The organism is Clostridium magnum DSM 2767, from assembly GCF_001623875.1.
GTDB lineage: Bacteria > Bacillota > Clostridia > Clostridiales > Clostridiaceae > Clostridium_AM > Clostridium_AM magnum.
In genome coordinates this window covers 1,003,645-1,019,520 of record NZ_LWAE01000002.1, presented here as the reverse complement: position 1 = coordinate 1,019,520, position 15,876 = coordinate 1,003,645, and the positions used below count along the sequence as shown (strand labels likewise).

The 15,876-nt window shown below is 32.8% G+C and carries 14 protein-coding genes; 3 read left to right on the top strand and 11 right to left on the bottom strand.

Annotation, left to right across the window (positions count from 1 at the left end; translation table 11 throughout):
• Positions 1–130 precede the first annotated feature (130 nt).
• Positions 131–844, top strand: a complete 714-nt coding sequence (locus CLMAG_RS12155; RefSeq protein WP_066622401.1) for a Crp/Fnr family transcriptional regulator — start codon at positions 131–133, stop codon at positions 842–844.
• Between the two features lie 719 nt (positions 845–1,563).
• Here CLMAG_RS12155 and CLMAG_RS12150 read toward each other — a convergent pair.
• On the bottom strand, positions 1,564–2,436 hold the full coding sequence (locus CLMAG_RS12150) for a hypothetical protein (protein WP_066622400.1): 873 nt from the start codon (positions 2,434–2,436) through the stop codon (positions 1,564–1,566).
• A gap of 182 nt (positions 2,437–2,618) precedes the next feature.
• Positions 2,619–3,755 carry an RNA-guided endonuclease InsQ/TnpB family protein gene (locus tag CLMAG_RS12145; RefSeq protein ID WP_066622399.1) on the bottom strand — a complete coding sequence of 379 codons (1,137 nt, stop codon included), beginning with the start codon at positions 3,753–3,755 and terminating at the stop codon, positions 2,619–2,621.
• Between the two features lie 90 nt (positions 3,756–3,845).
• Here CLMAG_RS12145 and CLMAG_RS30750 point away from each other — a divergent pair, with 90 nt between their 5' ends.
• Positions 3,846–4,004 carry a ribbon-helix-helix domain-containing protein gene (locus tag CLMAG_RS30750; protein WP_073393264.1) on the top strand — a complete coding sequence of 53 codons (159 nt, stop codon included), beginning with the start codon at positions 3,846–3,848 and terminating at the stop codon, positions 4,002–4,004.
• A 50-nt stretch (positions 4,005–4,054) separates the two neighbouring features.
• Here CLMAG_RS30750 and CLMAG_RS12140 read toward each other — a convergent pair whose 3' ends face one another.
• The 5 genes from CLMAG_RS12140 to CLMAG_RS12120 form a co-directional block, all read right to left on the bottom strand.
• Positions 4,055–4,675: a hypothetical protein gene (locus tag CLMAG_RS12140; protein ID WP_066622398.1), complete on the bottom strand. Its 621-nt coding sequence runs from the start codon at positions 4,673–4,675 to the stop codon at positions 4,055–4,057.
• A 75-nt stretch (positions 4,676–4,750) separates the two neighbouring features.
• Positions 4,751–7,231 (bottom strand): C39 family peptidase, encoded by a 2,481-nt coding sequence (locus CLMAG_RS33220; protein WP_066622397.1) that lies wholly within the window; start codon positions 7,229–7,231, stop codon positions 4,751–4,753.
• 76 nt (positions 7,232–7,307) lie between these two features.
• The gene (locus CLMAG_RS12130; RefSeq protein WP_066622396.1) at positions 7,308–9,758 is read right to left on the bottom strand and encodes a hypothetical protein; all 2,451 of its coding nucleotides are present in this window, start codon (positions 9,756–9,758) and stop codon (positions 7,308–7,310) included.
• Between the two features lies 1 nt (position 9,759).
• Positions 9,760–10,437, bottom strand: a complete 678-nt coding sequence (locus CLMAG_RS12125) for a TraG/VirB4 family ATPase (RefSeq protein WP_066622395.1) — start codon at positions 10,435–10,437, stop codon at positions 9,760–9,762.
• A complete protein-coding gene (locus CLMAG_RS12120) occupies positions 10,383–11,795 on the bottom strand; it encodes a VirB4 family type IV secretion system protein (protein ID WP_066622393.1) in 1,413 nt (470 codons plus the stop codon). Before CLMAG_RS12120 ends, CLMAG_RS12125 begins: the two co-directional genes overlap by 55 nt.
• Positions 11,796–11,952: 157 nt before the next feature.
• Here CLMAG_RS12120 and tnpB point away from each other — a divergent pair, with 157 nt between their 5' ends.
• Entirely contained in the window at positions 11,953–13,047 is a 1,095-nt protein-coding gene (tnpB, locus tag CLMAG_RS12115) for an IS200/IS605 family element RNA-guided endonuclease TnpB (RefSeq protein WP_066622391.1), read from the top strand.
• A 25-nt stretch (positions 13,048–13,072) separates the two neighbouring features.
• Here the strand turns inward: tnpB and CLMAG_RS12110 are convergent, their stop codons facing one another.
• The 4 genes from CLMAG_RS12110 to CLMAG_RS12095 all read right to left on the bottom strand — a co-directional run bounded on the left by CLMAG_RS12110 (position 13,073) and on the right by CLMAG_RS12095 (position 15,674).
• Positions 13,073–14,218, bottom strand: a complete 1,146-nt coding sequence (locus CLMAG_RS12110; RefSeq protein WP_066622388.1) for a TraC-like domain-containing protein — start codon at positions 14,216–14,218, stop codon at positions 13,073–13,075.
• The gene (locus CLMAG_RS12105; protein WP_066622387.1) at positions 14,219–14,542 is read right to left on the bottom strand and encodes a hypothetical protein; all 324 of its coding nucleotides are present in this window, start codon (positions 14,540–14,542) and stop codon (positions 14,219–14,221) included.
• 128 nt (positions 14,543–14,670) lie between these two features.
• Complete coding sequence (locus CLMAG_RS12100) at positions 14,671–15,072, bottom strand: hypothetical protein (RefSeq protein WP_066622385.1); 402 nt, start codon at positions 15,070–15,072, stop codon at positions 14,671–14,673.
• 23 nt (positions 15,073–15,095) lie between these two features.
• The gene (locus CLMAG_RS12095) at positions 15,096–15,674 is read right to left on the bottom strand and encodes a hypothetical protein (RefSeq protein ID WP_066622383.1); all 579 of its coding nucleotides are present in this window, start codon (positions 15,672–15,674) and stop codon (positions 15,096–15,098) included.
• Between the last annotated feature and the right edge of the window lie 202 nt (positions 15,675–15,876).

Genomic DNA, 15,876 nt, shown 5'->3' with positions numbered 1-15,876 from the left:
TAAAATGCTATTAATGCTTTATTTTCATCTATACTTTAATTATAAAGATATTAAACTTATAGTATGTGATTTAAAACACATGATAATTAGTGTATAATTTTATTAAAAAAATTATGTAGGTAGGTATAATATGAACTCATGCGCTGACTACTGTTCCTGTAATCATAAATATTGTGCTAAAAAAGTTTCCTTGTTTACATCGCTTTCAGATAAAGACCTTAATAAGGTGGTAAATTTAGTTACAAAAAAATCCTTTGAAAAGGGCGATATCATATTTTCTGAAGGAGAAATATTTGATAAATTGTTTATAATAAACAATGGAAGTATTAAAGTTTATAAATATACTAAAGATGGAAAAGAGCAAATCCTTTATATCTTAAAAGAAGGAGATTTCTTAGGTGATTTAAACTTACTAAAGAAGGATGTATTTAAATTTAATGCAGCGGCTCTTGAATCCACAAATATGTGCATTATCCATAAAGATGATTTTGATATACTTATTAAAAGCAATCCTGAAATCAGTATAAAAGTTTTAGAATATGCCCATGACAGAATAGCCTCACTTGAAAATTTAGTTCAAACACTTACAACTAAAGATGTTGAAGTGAGACTTGCCTCTCTTCTTTTGAATCTTTCTAAAACTTTTGGTTTTAAAACGGATAAAGGAATTGAAATAACTCTTACCTTAACCCGTGAGGACATGGCAAATTTCATAGGGGTAACCAGGGAAACTATCAGCAGAAAATTATCTTATTTCCAAAGTCAAAATATAGTTGAACTCTTTGAGAATAGAATAATTCTAATAAAAGATATTGCTATACTTAAAGAACTAAGCCAAATTTAAAAAGGAGAGACTTATTTATCAATACCTGTTTTATAAGAATGCTGATTCCTCTAGCAATATGTTCCATAACTAATACAGATAATGTCTTGTTCTTAGTTACTTCAATTGTTTGGGTATTTGTATGTTCTACTCTTAACTTGTTCTTCTACGATAACATACAGACACTTTTTAGCAAGAATTGAAAACAGTCAGAACCACCGTGAAACGGGTGGCTTGTTCTAAGTCTGAAAATCTTGTTTCCCTAGCTATCGTCTAAAGGCGCTGGCTTTCACTTTGTTCAAGCCTTGGTGCATATGCTTTAATCAAACTCTTGATGTAAATTCAAAAATCTGGTTTAGATAGCATTAAGTTCTGAACTACAGTATTGAATTTTACTACTTTTATGTTTACAGGTAACTTTTGTATTTTTTCAAAAACTCAATGTAATATCTAAACTTAAGTTAATTTCTTGCTATGTTTTTTTGGTGGTATAACCCTTTATCCTCCACCCGCAAAGCAGGTGGTTTAATATTTCGCTATCGCTCAACAGGCTAAAGCCCATAATTAAAAAGAGCAGTATTTCTGCTCTTAATCTTACGTATAACATTTCTAATATTGCTTATACTGAATACAGGGACTTATCTATATAAATTCCTTATATAGAGTTTACATCACCAGAATTAATAAACCCAAAAGTAAATACTAAAAAAAGAAATACCCCAACTGTTGAGGTATTTTCTTTATTTGAGATTAAATATATCTGATTTTATTCCATCTGATTCCGTATTGGTATTATCTCTGCCTTTATAGTAGATACCTATTATATCTGGCACCTTTACTTGTTTAAATTGAACTATAAACTTCTTTGGGATTCCTGGTGTAATTATATAATCCTCTGATAGATTCCCTACCAATCTATGTTCGTAAGTATCTGTACCCTCTTTAGCATAGAAAGCAAATCTTCCATTCTGCATGGTAAAATATACTTTCGTCTTATTTTCAACAGTTATGATAGCTATTGATCCATTTGGCTGAACGTACATTTTTTCTAAGGTAAATGTAACTCCCGGTGCAACCTGTTGCTTTTTATTAACTGTGTTTTCTACCAATATACCTACATCAGCTAAGACATATTTACCTTCTCCCTTTTTATATATGGTGAAGGTTTTTCTAACCATTCCTTTATCTTTAGGTGCATTGGTATCTTGGAAAACTAATTCCACCACCCATCTATCAGAGTGTTTGCTGTCAGTATTCTCAATAACTAACTTCTTCTCATTTGCAAAGTTGTATCTGTCCTTAAAGGTATCTTTAGATAAATCAAAGTCTTTTGTATATGCTTGATCTAGCATAGAATAGGCTTTATCAAAGTCTTTTTTATTTATTGCAGCTGTAAAATCCCCTAGAATTTGATTTATTACAACATCATCTGCTGAACTTACACCCTTTTTAACTTCGGCTTTTTTACTTTCTATTTCTTTAGCCTTTTGGCTAATCTCATTTCTTTTCGCTTCTACTGCCTTATCCTTAATAGTAGAAGGTATTAATAATAGTACTAAAACTATTAAAGAGGAAGTTAGTATAATTAATCCAAGTTTTTGATTCTTAGTCAATTCCCCTCCGTTACCAAAAGTCTATAAAACTTTATAAGAAGATTATAAAAGTCTACAATTTTGTTTCTTTCCTACTTCATAATATCCCATTTTGCCTAAGCTACTTTGGTTTGTATAACACTCCATAGGCTTTACTATTTTTCAATAGTGGGGTGTAACGATTCCCCAATTTAGAATATCTTTTAAGCTGATATTTCTAAACCATAATTCGCAAGGTTACAACTAGCGTTTTTATCCCTGTCAGCACTAAAACCGCACTCGCATTTATAAACTCTATCAGAAAGTTTTAAGTCTTTTTTAATAGAACCACAATGGCTACAAGTTTTACTTGAAGGGTAAAACGTCGGTACCTGAATAAATTCTATACCATAGTTTTCACATTTATATTTCATTTGATCTATAAATGTATAAAAACCTTGTTCTTGTATTGCCTTTGATAAGTGTTTATTTTTCATCATATTGGATACTTTTAATGTTTCCATAACTACTCTAAAAGGTTTGGCTTTCACTATCTTAGAAGTAGCTTGATGTATATGATTTAATCTAATATTTTTGAGTTTACTATGAAGTTTTTTAATCTTCTTTTCAAGTTTTCCAATGTTCGCAGTCTTTCGGTAACTCCCTCCTTTTTTATTCATTTCATATTTTCGTGAACATTGTGTTTGTAATCTTTTTAATTTCTTCTTTAACTTTTTAACCTTACTGGTTTTATTAATATTTGTAGTATCTAGTTCATCAATATTTGTTATTGCTAAGTCTTTGATGCCTAAATCCACACCAATACTAGTGTCATTTAATTGCTCTCTTTCTACCTGTGTTTCTATACCTACTGAAAGCACCCATACCCTACCATTGAAACTTACTCTCGGATTACTAAACTTAGTTATAGTAGTTAAATCTATATCATAGTCTGATTTATAACTAACCTTTCCTATCTTTTCAAGGTTAACGAATCCATTTTTAAAATAAATTTTTTCATATCTACTGTAGAATTTGGGGTCAGATTTCTTTTTACTTTTGAATCTAGGGAAACCACTTCCATTAAAGAAATTCTTATAAGCTTTATCTAAATCCCTTATACTTTCTTTAAGAGTTGCATTACTTACTTCATAAAGCCATTCGTAACCTTCTGTATTTTTAAGTAAAGTTAGTTCTTTACCTAGCTCTGAAACTGATAGCTTTTTCTTAGTAGATTCATAATTCTTAATCTGTTTATCTAAAGCCCAATTATAAATAAATCTCATACAACCAATGTGTTTGTTCATTAAAGTTATTTGTTCATCTGTTGGGTATAATCTAATCTTTAACGCTTTTATCAATACTTTTCACCTCCTATAATTATTATACCATAAGTGACAATCACTTGACCGTCACTTTCTGAAATAATATAATAAGTTTGAGGTGATATTATGCCAAATCCAAATTTAAAAAATAGAGTTGTTCCAAATAGTGCAGTAGATAAAGTGTTATACAATAAACTTAAAGAGTATTCAAAAGAAACTGGAATACCTTTATCAAAATTATTAGATAAAGCCATAGAGTTATTTTTAAAGTCTGCTAAAAAATAGTAAACTTTTATAAACTTTTATAAAAATTTTTCAACTGTTCCCTCCCCCTTCTATCTCCAATAAACTAAGCAATTTATTTTTCCGTTCTGCTCTGTTGCTATAACCTTTATTGGGTAAGTAGCAGTTTTATTATTTTGAGTAGTAATAATTAAATCAAAGTTTAGGATGTTCCCTTCCTTTTTCATAGAATTTTCATCAATCTTAGCTTCTTTTATAGTATCATTTTTTAGAAAATCTAAAGTCTTGATAAAATCCTTTAACTTAGGAAGAGTATCTATTCCTAATACAGTTATAATAGTTGATTTATTCTTCTCAAAATAACGCTGAATCTCATCATCTTTTATACCATTAGTATCTTTATATAATGCAGGGATTAGCTTTATTGAATCTGCTATCTTCTGGTCGGTAGAAAGCATAATATCAACGTTATTGTATTTCATTAACGCTCCTTTATTGCTTAATCTAACTTCTGTTAAACCTCCCGCATTTTCAGTTATTGCTTTCTCCTTATTTTCTCCCTGTACTTGTGAGAACTTCTGTATATATTCTTGTCTTTCTACATCAGTTTTAAATTCATGAGGTTTAACCCTATGGGTATATTTATATATTCCAAAAACAGTTATGCAGACAATAAAGATTAAACTTATAATCAATATACCTTTCTTCTTCATTTAGTCACCACTCACCTCCAAATACATTTCAGTTCTTTTGGACTACCGCTACCTACAGGCAGCGGTAATCAATTATTAGTTGCCAGCTTTTTGCCTCTTCATTATTTTAACCTGTCTTGTACCTATTTTATTTATCATTGCCTTAGCGTAATCTCCATATCCCATAAATAGGTCAATGTGAGTACCTTTAATGGCTCCGCCAGTGTCCCTTGCAGTATACCACCCATTCATGTCCCAATCCTTCCCGTCTGCTGTCTTTTGATACCTTACATCTGCCGGGAATTGAATATATACAATACTTCCTGTTGGAATTACTTTAGGATCAGTTGCTATAATTCTAGGGGTAAAATCTCTGTATCCCCTTACATCTGTTCCATCAGCAGTTATTCCTAAAATTCCTTCCATAGCATCTCTCTGACCACCGTAAACTGTCATTTGGAAGGCTTCGGAAACCATATTAGGATTTTCAAATGCCCAAAATTGAGCTGCCTGTGCTACAATTATGCTATTAAAATCCCATGTTTGTTTACTTTTATCAGGACTATTAGGGTCATTAACTGTTATTTTTCCATCAGGTGTAACCCCTGTTAAAACAATAAAGTGCCCCCCTCGCGTAAATACTCCAGGTGTCATTGATGCAATTACAGGATGGCCAGCTTGTAGTTCTTGTAATACTGTTTGATAATCAGACGGTGTATACTGTCTTACCTTAAGCCCTGCTTTTGCACCTATGCTAGAGAAGAAGCCCCATGAAGTTCCTTGATTGTCAACTCTAAATCCATTGGCTACGGAATATGCTGCAGATTCAGAAGGATCTAATATACCATCACCATTTCTATCTAATCCAGTTAAATTACCTGATAGTCCTGTTATAACCATTGCAGCACTTGTTGGACCACATCCTGATGTAGCAATAGTTCCAGAACCTCCATATGCTATGTTTCCCCAACGTTCATCCCACTGAATAAATAACGGAATTTCAGAGGATAGGTCTGCCCCGCTAAGTGCCCCTCCTACTGCTCCTGAGTACATTCCACTATTTAAGTAGTTTCCATCAATAACTTTTTGAAGATCGTCAGTTATATCCGCAGCATTAGGCATATTTTCAAGTAAATCATGCACTAATGCTAAGTCTGTTCTACTTATTCCTATTTGGTCAACGAAGCTAATTATTGGTTGAGGACTTATTTCTTCATCAACATAGGAAATCTGATCTTCAACTATCTTTTGTTTTACTATCTTATAGTTTGTTTCTACGTGATGCACCGTTTTGTATTTTGCCTTCTGCTCATATCCTATTACCTTTTGACCATAACCAGTTACCTTTTGTGCATAACCACCTGTGTTTTGGCGGTGAGTTGTATTCCCTTCAAAGACAACTGTATCACTTGGACTTACATAGTATTGAGGTATTCTAATTGAGTTTCCTCCAGATGAGTAATCATCAAAAATATAGTAATCTCCATCAGAATAGGCATATTGATACCACTCATTCCCTGTGAAACTATAGAATCCATTTGTTGTGGCCTCAACATCAAAAGTCCCTCCATTACCACTCATGTTTAAAATTCTAAATGTATTATATTCTACAGATGATGTAATTGGGGAGCTATAATCATTACCATATATAGGTGAACTATAATCATTGCCATATATAGGCTTTGATAAATCATCTTCCATTCCATCTTGCACTGTTTCATCCCAATGTCTTGGAGTACCCACTACTATAGGAGAACTCCAAGGGTCATCCTTCGTTGTTTTATCTAAAGCAAAATGATAAGTATATTTTTTTAACGGTGTTGATACTGTATCTGGAAAAGGAAGCGGAAATTTCTTAGTAACATCTATCTGCCTCGCTTGATCTTTCGTATTTTTAATTTCTGTAGGCTTCCCTATTAATGCCCCATCTTTATTTTTATCTTGAGTAGTTTCAATAACATATTCTTTTCTTGAATCAGTTACATCTTTAGTATATTTATCGTATCCCCATTGAAATTGAGGAATCAGAGAAGTGCTTGCTGAATTTACTACAGACAAGTCACTTGCATCTGTAAATATGTCCTTTGCAACATCTATTCCAGCTACTAATTGCCAAGGAGTTCGGAATTGATAGCTTGTCTTAGTTAAGTCTAAATTATAATCAGATACAGTATCTCTCCCATCATCAATTGTGTGCATTTTTACTGTTGCACTTTTAGGATAACTGCTATCTTCTGTTTTACCGTATTGAGTTAATTTTTGTGGATTCAGTGAGCTTCCATCTTTTATTAGTTCCTCTGCTTCCTTAGAAGAAATAGAAGCTGCTATTTTTGAAAGACTATAATTATCTCCACCCTTACTTACACTATACTCAAAAACACTTCTTACTCCTCCAATTACCATTGCAATAACAAGAACTATTATGATAATATAGGCTGCTAATCCTTTTAAATAGCCTTTAAAAAATTCTAATAAGATTCCCATGCTTTTTTTTGTTCCACCAACAGCTCTTGCCCCTAAGTTAATAGCTTTACTCCCTTTTCTAACTGCATTAATTACTCCAACTAGAAACTCCAATTATTTTACTCACCGCCCATCTTGTGTACCTTTTTATAAAGCATAAGGTGGTTATTCCTTATGCTTTATAATTGTTCTATATATTTCCTGTTACATATACGTTAGGGTCCTGTACCTTTTCTCCATGCACTGAAGCTAATCTACTTGCTTGTTCCATTAACTTTTGAGAGATAAAATCTAATTCTTCCACTTTACTAGCCGACTCCTCCAACGGGGCACGATTTGCATTTGGTATTGGCTTATATGTTTCTGGTGCAGTTGGAATATAGGCTCTATTTGACCCTAATTCAACTCTTACCTTAACAATTCTCTCTTGTTCAGATTTAATAGCTTGATTGTAATATTGTTTTTGCATTTGAGAGTTCAAAGCCTTATCTTCTTTACTTGAGTTTTCAGTTATAGGAACCACGCTATCGGCATAGCTTTGAGATACATCATATATTTCTCTAATTCTATCGGATGTTAAATCTGTACTACCATCATTGAATGTTATTGGCTGAACTTGAGGATAAACAATACTTGGATCTCCTGTGCCTGTCCAGTGAACTTCCCTTTGAATTTGCTTTTCCTTTTTACCATTCACATCTACTTCAACTTCCTTTTGGGTATAGGCTACAGACATATCCTTATCTCTATACATCATTAAACCTTCTATCTTTTCTAATTCTTCTGGTGAATTTCTCGTTGGAGTATGCTTTGCATAAGCTCTAAATGCCTTGTCATGTTGTCCTAACCTTTCATACCTCTTTTTAGTTGCCATTGCTACTTGCTCCTGTTTTTGGAACTCAGGATCTTTGTCAAATATTTCGTTATCTACTCCCGCATATCTATTAGCAATCAATTCTTTATCTTCTTTAGTTCTAATACCCTGAAGATCTTTTAATGTTTTTGTCTTTATATAGTTACCATTCACATTTTCCTTCATATTAGATAAGTTACCTTTTATCGTTGAAATAGAGTTACCAAAGTCCTCTTTAAAATTTCCTGTTGCTATTGAATGTGCTAACCCACCTTTAAATATCTGCTCATTGCCTTCAGTGATTCCGTTTAAGTCTGGTCTTACTCCAACTCCAAATGCGATATCTTGACCTTTTTCTTTAAGGTTAGCTCCTACATCATAAGCCTTTTTACCTGCCTTATCTCCAACATATCCACCAGCCATAACACCTGCTGCTACACCTGCAGCTGCACCTTTACCACCTAACACACTTCCTCCAATTCCCCACGTGCTACCTACCCAAGCTGACCCACCTAGATTTACTGCACCTTGTGTTATTTTTCTTCTAGCTTCAGCCCTTTTGCTTTGAATCTGCTCCATGTTTAATTGAGGTTGTGCATGTATTGGAGATAACTCCTTATTGTCTACTGAACTTTCAGTAGATACATTATTTTTAAGCATTTGTTCCTGAGCATTTAAATCTTTTAACTCTGCTCTACCTTCTCTAATGTTACCTACACCTTGTTTTATTGATGTAGTAGCACCTTTTGCTAGTGCCATAGCACCCATCAATGCACCCACTCCAGCCATACTAGAAGCTGCACCAACATTTCCTTCTAGTCCAACCATTCTTTTTAAAACGGATGTCATTGGTATGATTGAAGCAAATGCAACTAAGGCAAATAAAGATTGATACATAGTTGTAGGCTGATCTACTTTTCCAAAGTCACTCATTGTAGCACACATCCCAAGTATAATTGCCATGATTCCCGCTTGAATTACTTGAGAGTAGATATTTGAGCACATTTCCTTAAACCAACCAACAACTTTTCCCTTCTGGAAAGGATAAAAAATTGCAATTATAGGGAATAACAAGAATAAGAAACTTATTGTCAAATCCCTTATCATGTAGTAGAAAACTAGCCATCCATTTAGAACAACAGTCATCATATAAATACATGCATCAAGTAAACTTCCATCTAATGCTTTCTTTTGGAATGCTTCAACTAAGAAGCCTTTCTTTATTTCTACTCCACTTCCCTGTAATACTGTCTGCCCCATAGCATTAAATAACTTAACCAATTCATTGTTAACAGTAAAAAGCATGTCCATAATTACAGGCATTGAAGTTAATAAAATGAATGTTAATACGAATCTAAGAAGCTTTTCTTTTAATATTGCTTTATGCTGAGCATTATCTTGACTTCTTACAAAATCAACTCCTATTACCAACCCCATAGGGACAAAAGCCAAAGCTGCTAATGACAAAATATCCTGATATACTCTAAAAATATAAGTTGATAGTTTATCATTTGCTAGCAAAGTTAATCCCATTGTCTTTTCATTACCTACATTGAATAATAATTTATCAATAGTGCCTAAGCCTGATACTATTGCATTTAACCCCTCTGCCATAGCATTAACCATTCCGGCTAGAATTCTTTCTCCTATATTGGGCTTATCTGCTGAAGCTAAAGCATGTGGTGAGAATACTACTGTTATTAATAAAGCTAATCCAAAAGTAATAACAAATTGTTTCTTATTTATTTTTTTATATTTATCTAAAAGATACTTTGCAAATTGCTTCATACTAAGCAACACCTACCTTTTGCTTCTCCATTTGCCTTTCATGTTTGTTATTTTGATTAGTTTCAACGAATTCCATTTCTACTGGAGGAATTTCAATCTCCAATTTTGCTGATATATTATTTACTTTTAGCAATCCTTCCCCTCTTCGGCAAGTTCTTAAGAACTCCGCTTCTCCTTCTGTTAGCTGGAATACCTCTTGAATATCTTTTACAGAAGTTGCATCTGGTGGTAGGAATAGTTTAGTATCAGCATTTTTAATAATAGATTTTGTTCCTTCACTGTAGAATTCATGAAACTGCTGTGAAATAACAACAGTTGAAGTATTTTTCTTTCTAGCTCTTCTAAACATCTTATCTAAAAACTCTAGTGCTTCTGGTATTTTTACAAGTCTCCAGGCTTCATCTATTAGGACTCTTATTTTATGAGAGGAATTGTTACGTTTTACTAACTGCTCCCATATAAAGTCACATAGTATGTGTTGAGCTAGTGGTAACTCAGACTTCTCATTTAAAGTAGATAAATCAAAATTTATAAATGGTATTTCATAGTTTAAAGTTACTGTGCTTTGGCCATCAAAACAGGTGAATCCACCATTGGTATATCTACAGTAATCTCTCATTACCATTAGTAAGTAATCAAAGTAAGGCTCATATGTTGAATTAGTATTCTCATTGGACATTTTTCTAGTGTCTGGTACCACTTACTGATAGTTGGCATTTCCTTTTTAACTAAACCTCCAACTATCTTATCCCCTACTAATTGGTCATCTGCCCTCCTATAAAGACTTGCAGGATCTTCTGTAATTGCTAAATCGTCATAACACTTTTTAACTATCTGCTTGATTATCATTCTTGTCATGTCACCATAGTAAAGATTGTTTTCTGTCTGCCCCTTTGCCATGGTCATAAGTATGGATGTAACTCCGTTGATTTTATCAGAAAGTAATATTTTCTCTACTAGCTTTCCTGTGAGCTTATCTTTTACAATGTCCACTACTATATCAAAAGGATTAATTATAGTTGTTGACATTGAGCCCACATCTATATTGACCCCCCCAAGAGTATCTGCTATGTCTCGATATTCTGGTTCGATATCGAGTGCTATATTCTGCACATTGTCTAAGGTTGAGCTTCTAGCAGCAAGCATTTTGATAAAGGTACTCTTTCCTCCCCCTGACTTAGCGAATATAACCATATTGTAATTGTCTAAGCCCCTATGAAATGTATCATAGAAAATTGGTAAACCGTTGTCCATGTTGAAGCCGATTGGCACACCATTAGGATGATTTATATTATTTGATGTAAAAGGAAACACACAAGCTAAGGAACGCTTATCAAATGTGTGCCACTCACCAAGTTTATTGTCATTTAGAGGCTTATTTGAAGTGAAAGCTTCTTCTTGACAGTAAGTAGCGGATTTAAGTCCTATATCCTGTTGGGAAAGCATCTCCTTTAATTGGTCAGTACTGTTTTTCAAAGTTCTTAAATCATCTTCATATAAAGTACCTTGAATACTTACTTCATATATTTTGTTTAAACCATCACGTACTTCTTCCCTAAGTCTTCTAGCTTCTGCAACCTTTGAAGCCATATCATCCGCTCTGTTTGTACTACCTCCGTTGTCCAGGTACTCCATTTCAAGATTAGTTCTAAGCTTTGATAAATCAGCTTTTGCAGTTTCATTATCTATTGGTCTGATAAAGATTGAAGTATCTACTGTTCCAAAATTGTAAAGACCATGTAGAAAACTTGCGAAATTAACGCTATTAGGGAGAAGTCCAACATAAAAGTTCTTCATGTAGTTCTTATCTCCAATTTCTGCATATCTGTGATCTACCGTAAAATCTATACTTTCTGGAGCTATAAGGTCTTTAAGTGACCTTTTATTCTTAAGGAATACATTTGAATTTTCATCATTAAGTTCTATTTTCTCTGATATATCTTCATTAGCTTTACCTTTTGTATCTTTCTTGGAACCCTTATTATTTTCTTTCACTGATTGCTGCTTCTTATCTTTCTTCTTACTGAATAAGCCCATAAATTACTCCTTTCATATATCCAATTTTATCTAAAACCGGTAAAAGTACACCTATCTTCTAAAGTGGGTGGTGAATTGCGTTAAACCCTATATTTCCAATACTTACAACTGTTTTTTGAAATAAAAAAATGGTATAATTATCATAGGTGGTGATACTATGGAAAAAGGCTTTAAGTTTAGGTTAAAACCTAATAAAGAACAAGAAATATTCTTAAATAAAATGTTTGGATGTACTAGATTTATTTATAATTATTTCTTAGCCTTAAAAAAAGAACATTATAATACATACAAACAACAGTTAAGCTATAAAGAATGTTCATCTATGCTTCCTAACCTTAAAGAACAGTATCCTTGGCTTAAAGAAGCTGACGCTGTAGCAGTACAACAAACTCTTAAAAAACTTGAGACTAGCTATAAAAACTTTTTTAAAGGTAGTGGTTTCCCAAAGTTTAAAAGTAAACATAACTACTTTCAAAGTTATAAAACCACCTACAGTCATAATAATATTGAAATAAAAGGTAATCACATAAAACTTCCTAAAGTTGGTTTAGTGAAGTTTATTAACCATAGAGAAATTCAAGGAAAAATAGTTAATGCTACTATAAGCAAAACCAATACAGGTAAATACTTTGTTAGTATTTGCTGTAATGTAAATACTGAACCCATGCCAAAGCTTACTAAATCAGTTGGCATAGATGTGGGGGTAAAGTGCTTCGCAACCCTTTCAAGTGGTGAAGAAGTTCCTAATCCTAAGTTTCTAACCAAATACCTTAATAGAATTAAGGAACTACAAAGACAGTTATCCTATAAGACTAAGGGTAGTATTAACTATCATAAAATAAGAATAAAACTAGCAAAATTACATGAAAAGGTTGCTAACTGTAGATTTGACTTTTTGCAAAAGCTTTCAACTAAACTTATATGTGAAAACCAAACTATAAGTGTAGAAGGGCTTAACATAAAATCAATGATACAAGGTAATGATTTATCTCAAAGTATAAGTGACGTTTCTTGGAGTAAGTTTTTTACCATGATTGAGTATAAAGCTAAGTGGTATGGGCGTACCTTTAAGAAGGTCGATACCTATTTTCCAAGTAGTCAGCTATGCTCTGTTTGTGGTGCAATAAATAAAGAAGTTAAATCCCTTTCTGTTAGAGATTGGACTTGCAGTAAGTGTGAAACTACTCATCAAAGGGACTTTAACGCTAGTGTAAATATAAATAATGAAGGATTAAGATTGTCCTTAACATAAAAATCAAAAGCGGTTGGGACAACCGTTACCCTTGTGGCTTTTTAAGCCTATAGGAAGCTCCCGCTTCTGTAAGCGGTGAGTAGTTCACATCCAAGTCATAATACCCTTCAGCCTCTTCCTGTTCCTTTTCCTGTAACTCTCTAAGCTTTCTTAATTCCTCATCCTTCATTCTTTCAACTTCATCAATCTGTCTTGCTATTGTCTTTAGCTCTACAGGTGTTGCAGTTGTATATAGATGTGAGAATTGGGACTTAAGAGCATTGCTGATTTTATAGATACTGCTTTCGGATTTGTTATAAGCAGAATATAGTACCTCCGCTAGTTCAACTGCATTTAACATCTTTCCTCCAAGCTTAGATCTTTGCAAGGAACTTATTATAGAATTAGCTTTATTTGCTATATCAAAGAAAGCATTTTTCAAAAGTTCTTCGTAGGTAAGTGCTTCTTCAAACATCTTGTTATTATGTTTGTGAGTTATAACTAGGTAGTATTTTCTCTCCAGAATATTTTTCTGTTTACTTCTAGCCATCATGTATTCTTTAATTTCCTCACCGTAGTTATACTGATTAGTAAGTTTATTAATCTTATCTGCAAGCTCCACAATTACAGCATTGTTCTCACCATTTTCATTATTTTCAGTAGCAAAATTGTATCTGCTGGTTAAACTATCTATATTCTTCTTTATCTCTCCTAGTCTAGCCTCATATCTGTTCTCATACTTGTCGATATCTAATTTTCTAGATTGAACATAAATCTGTATTGGATAATCTATACCGTTAAGTAATTTACCAAAGGATACTTCTAAGATTTCTCTTTCTTCAACTGATAGCAGATTGTAGTTAATTCCAAAAACCTCAACAATTCCTATAAACTCAGTTTTGTTATTTCTTACTATAATCCCCATTGGGTTATCTTTATTGAATATTTGAATGTCTTCAAAATCCAAAAACTCCTGAGTTGTGGCTATCTTTACTTCTCCTTTTTTAGAATCATCCTTTGATTTATTAGAAGTTCCTTTAGCCCCTTTACTATCATTTTTCTTGTTATTATTGTTCTTTGCTTTATTTAAAGCAGGTATTTTCCCATCAAACACTAGCAATACTACAGAAAAAACTATTGCTGCAAAAACTAAGAAGAAAACTATTCCCTTAACTATTGATAAAAGGCCCATTTACCTTCCTCTCTTTCTTATATAAATGTTTTGCTTAAATTTGTTGTACTTAAATTTTCTTAACAGGTATTTATCCAATGATACATTGCCACCCTCAAATCGTGTTTTAGGTGTTTTCATATGCGCCAGTGGATAAGCTATAAGATTCAAAATTATGAATAATGCTAAGAACAGCCAAAAGCTAATCAGCTTTCCTAAAATAACTGATAAAAGTGTAACTGCTCCGTTATAAATCAATCCTTTTCTATTTAAATGAACATTGATAATTGGAATGGATAAAATTCTTTCCTCTCCTTTTAATTCCTTTGGAATAGGATGTGCCATCTTTTCACCTCTTAACAATAAATTTATATATTAAAATCTAACTGTACGATTGTATTTTCAATATTTTAGGCGTAATTTTGTTTTTTTAAAGGACATAGCCCAAACTATATCCTTTAAAACACTTTTGATTATTTAAATAGGTTAAGATTCTTGAATGAGAAGCTTACGAATCCGAAATATGATGCTAGGAACACAAGTCCTAGAACGTGCATTATGATAGCTCCCTTTAACACTGATTTAGCAGAAGGGTTGTCCCCAGCCCCAGCGAACTTCACAGCACACCATAAACCAGAGATTGTTACTACTGCCATAACTATAATTCCAACGATATCAGTAGCATCTTTTGAAAGACCTGTTACCTTGTTTTTAGTATCACTACCTAATACTCCACCACCAGAACTTTTTATACTATTTACCGTTTGATTTAAGTCTGTTGCATGTACTTGAACTGGTGCTACTGTTGTACCAACACCAATTGATAGAAATAATGCTACAAGAAATGCTCCAACTACGTTTTTTAAATGCTTCATATACTTTTTTTCCTCCTGTTAATTTAAATTGTTTTTTTACTGCTATTTTTACTACTATCAGCTAGTACATAGTTTATTTTTAAATCCTCACCCTCCTTGTCGAGATTGATCAATACAAATTCTCCTGCTATTTTGCTATACACTGTGTTCAAATCTAGTTCTAGCATTGCAGAATCGTCTCTGGCTAAGACTTTTGTATCGTTCATAGTGTCTATGAATACCCTAATAGTCTTATTTTTTAGTGTTTGCTCGCTCTTGAGCAGCCTAAGTGGTATTAAGTTTTTCATAGCCTCTGAGAACTTTTCGTCTAACATCTTACATTTCTCTAAGTAAATTTCCTCATCTGCAGGTAATCCCTTTCGCTTTAATTCTTGCTGCCTACTAAACTTTACACCCACTCTATTAAAGCCTAAATCATAGCTCATAGCTCTGGTGTATTCAGTCATTCCTTCATTAGATAAGTTAGTAACAGTATCAGCTTCTTGAACAGCATTATCAGGTTCTATTTTCCTTTCCCTAATAACACTCCCCTTTGCAAGCTTAGATATTAATAACAGAATTGAAAATGGCACAAAGAGAGTAAGAATTGTGTTTAAAGTCATAGCCTTTCACTCCTTTGTATTTGTTAAAATCCCAACTATGAAGCATTTGCAAAAATCTCTAGAACAATAATTAATAGTTCTATTATATAAATTATTATAACACAACAAATTTATTTAATCAAACACATTTTTACGATTGTATTGTAAATAACACTTTTAGCACTCCAGCTCTGTTTCATTAATAATTTTATATATTTGTGTA

Coding starts and splice junctions, on each gene's coding strand:
- CLMAG_RS12100 (WP_066622385.1), bottom strand. CDS start 15,072: ATGAAGCATTTAAAAAACGTAGTTGGAGCATTTCTTGTAGCATTATTT.
- CLMAG_RS12105 (WP_066622387.1), bottom strand. CDS start 14,542: ATGGCACATCCTATTCCAAAGGAATTAAAAGGAGAGGAAAGAATTTTA.
- CLMAG_RS12110 (WP_066622388.1), bottom strand. CDS start 14,218: ATGGGCCTTTTATCAATAGTTAAGGGAATAGTTTTCTTCTTAGTTTTT.
- CLMAG_RS12130 (WP_066622396.1), bottom strand. CDS start 9,758: ATGAAGCAATTTGCAAAGTATCTTTTAGATAAATATAAAAAAATAAAT.
- CLMAG_RS12120 (WP_066622393.1), bottom strand. CDS start 11,795: ATGGGCTTATTCAGTAAGAAGAAAGATAAGAAGCAGCAATCAGTGAAA.
- tnpB (WP_066622391.1), top strand. CDS start 11,953: ATGGAAAAAGGCTTTAAGTTTAGGTTAAAACCTAATAAAGAACAAGAA.
- CLMAG_RS12140 (WP_066622398.1), bottom strand. CDS start 4,675: ATGAAGAAGAAAGGTATATTGATTATAAGTTTAATCTTTATTGTCTGC.
- CLMAG_RS12125 (WP_066622395.1), bottom strand. CDS start 10,437: ATGTCCAATGAGAATACTAATTCAACATATGAGCCTTACTTTGATTAC.
- CLMAG_RS12095 (WP_066622383.1), bottom strand. CDS start 15,674: ATGACTTTAAACACAATTCTTACTCTCTTTGTGCCATTTTCAATTCTG.
- CLMAG_RS12155 (WP_066622401.1), top strand. CDS start 131: ATGAACTCATGCGCTGACTACTGTTCCTGTAATCATAAATATTGTGCT.
- CLMAG_RS30750 (WP_073393264.1), top strand. CDS start 3,846: ATGCCAAATCCAAATTTAAAAAATAGAGTTGTTCCAAATAGTGCAGTA.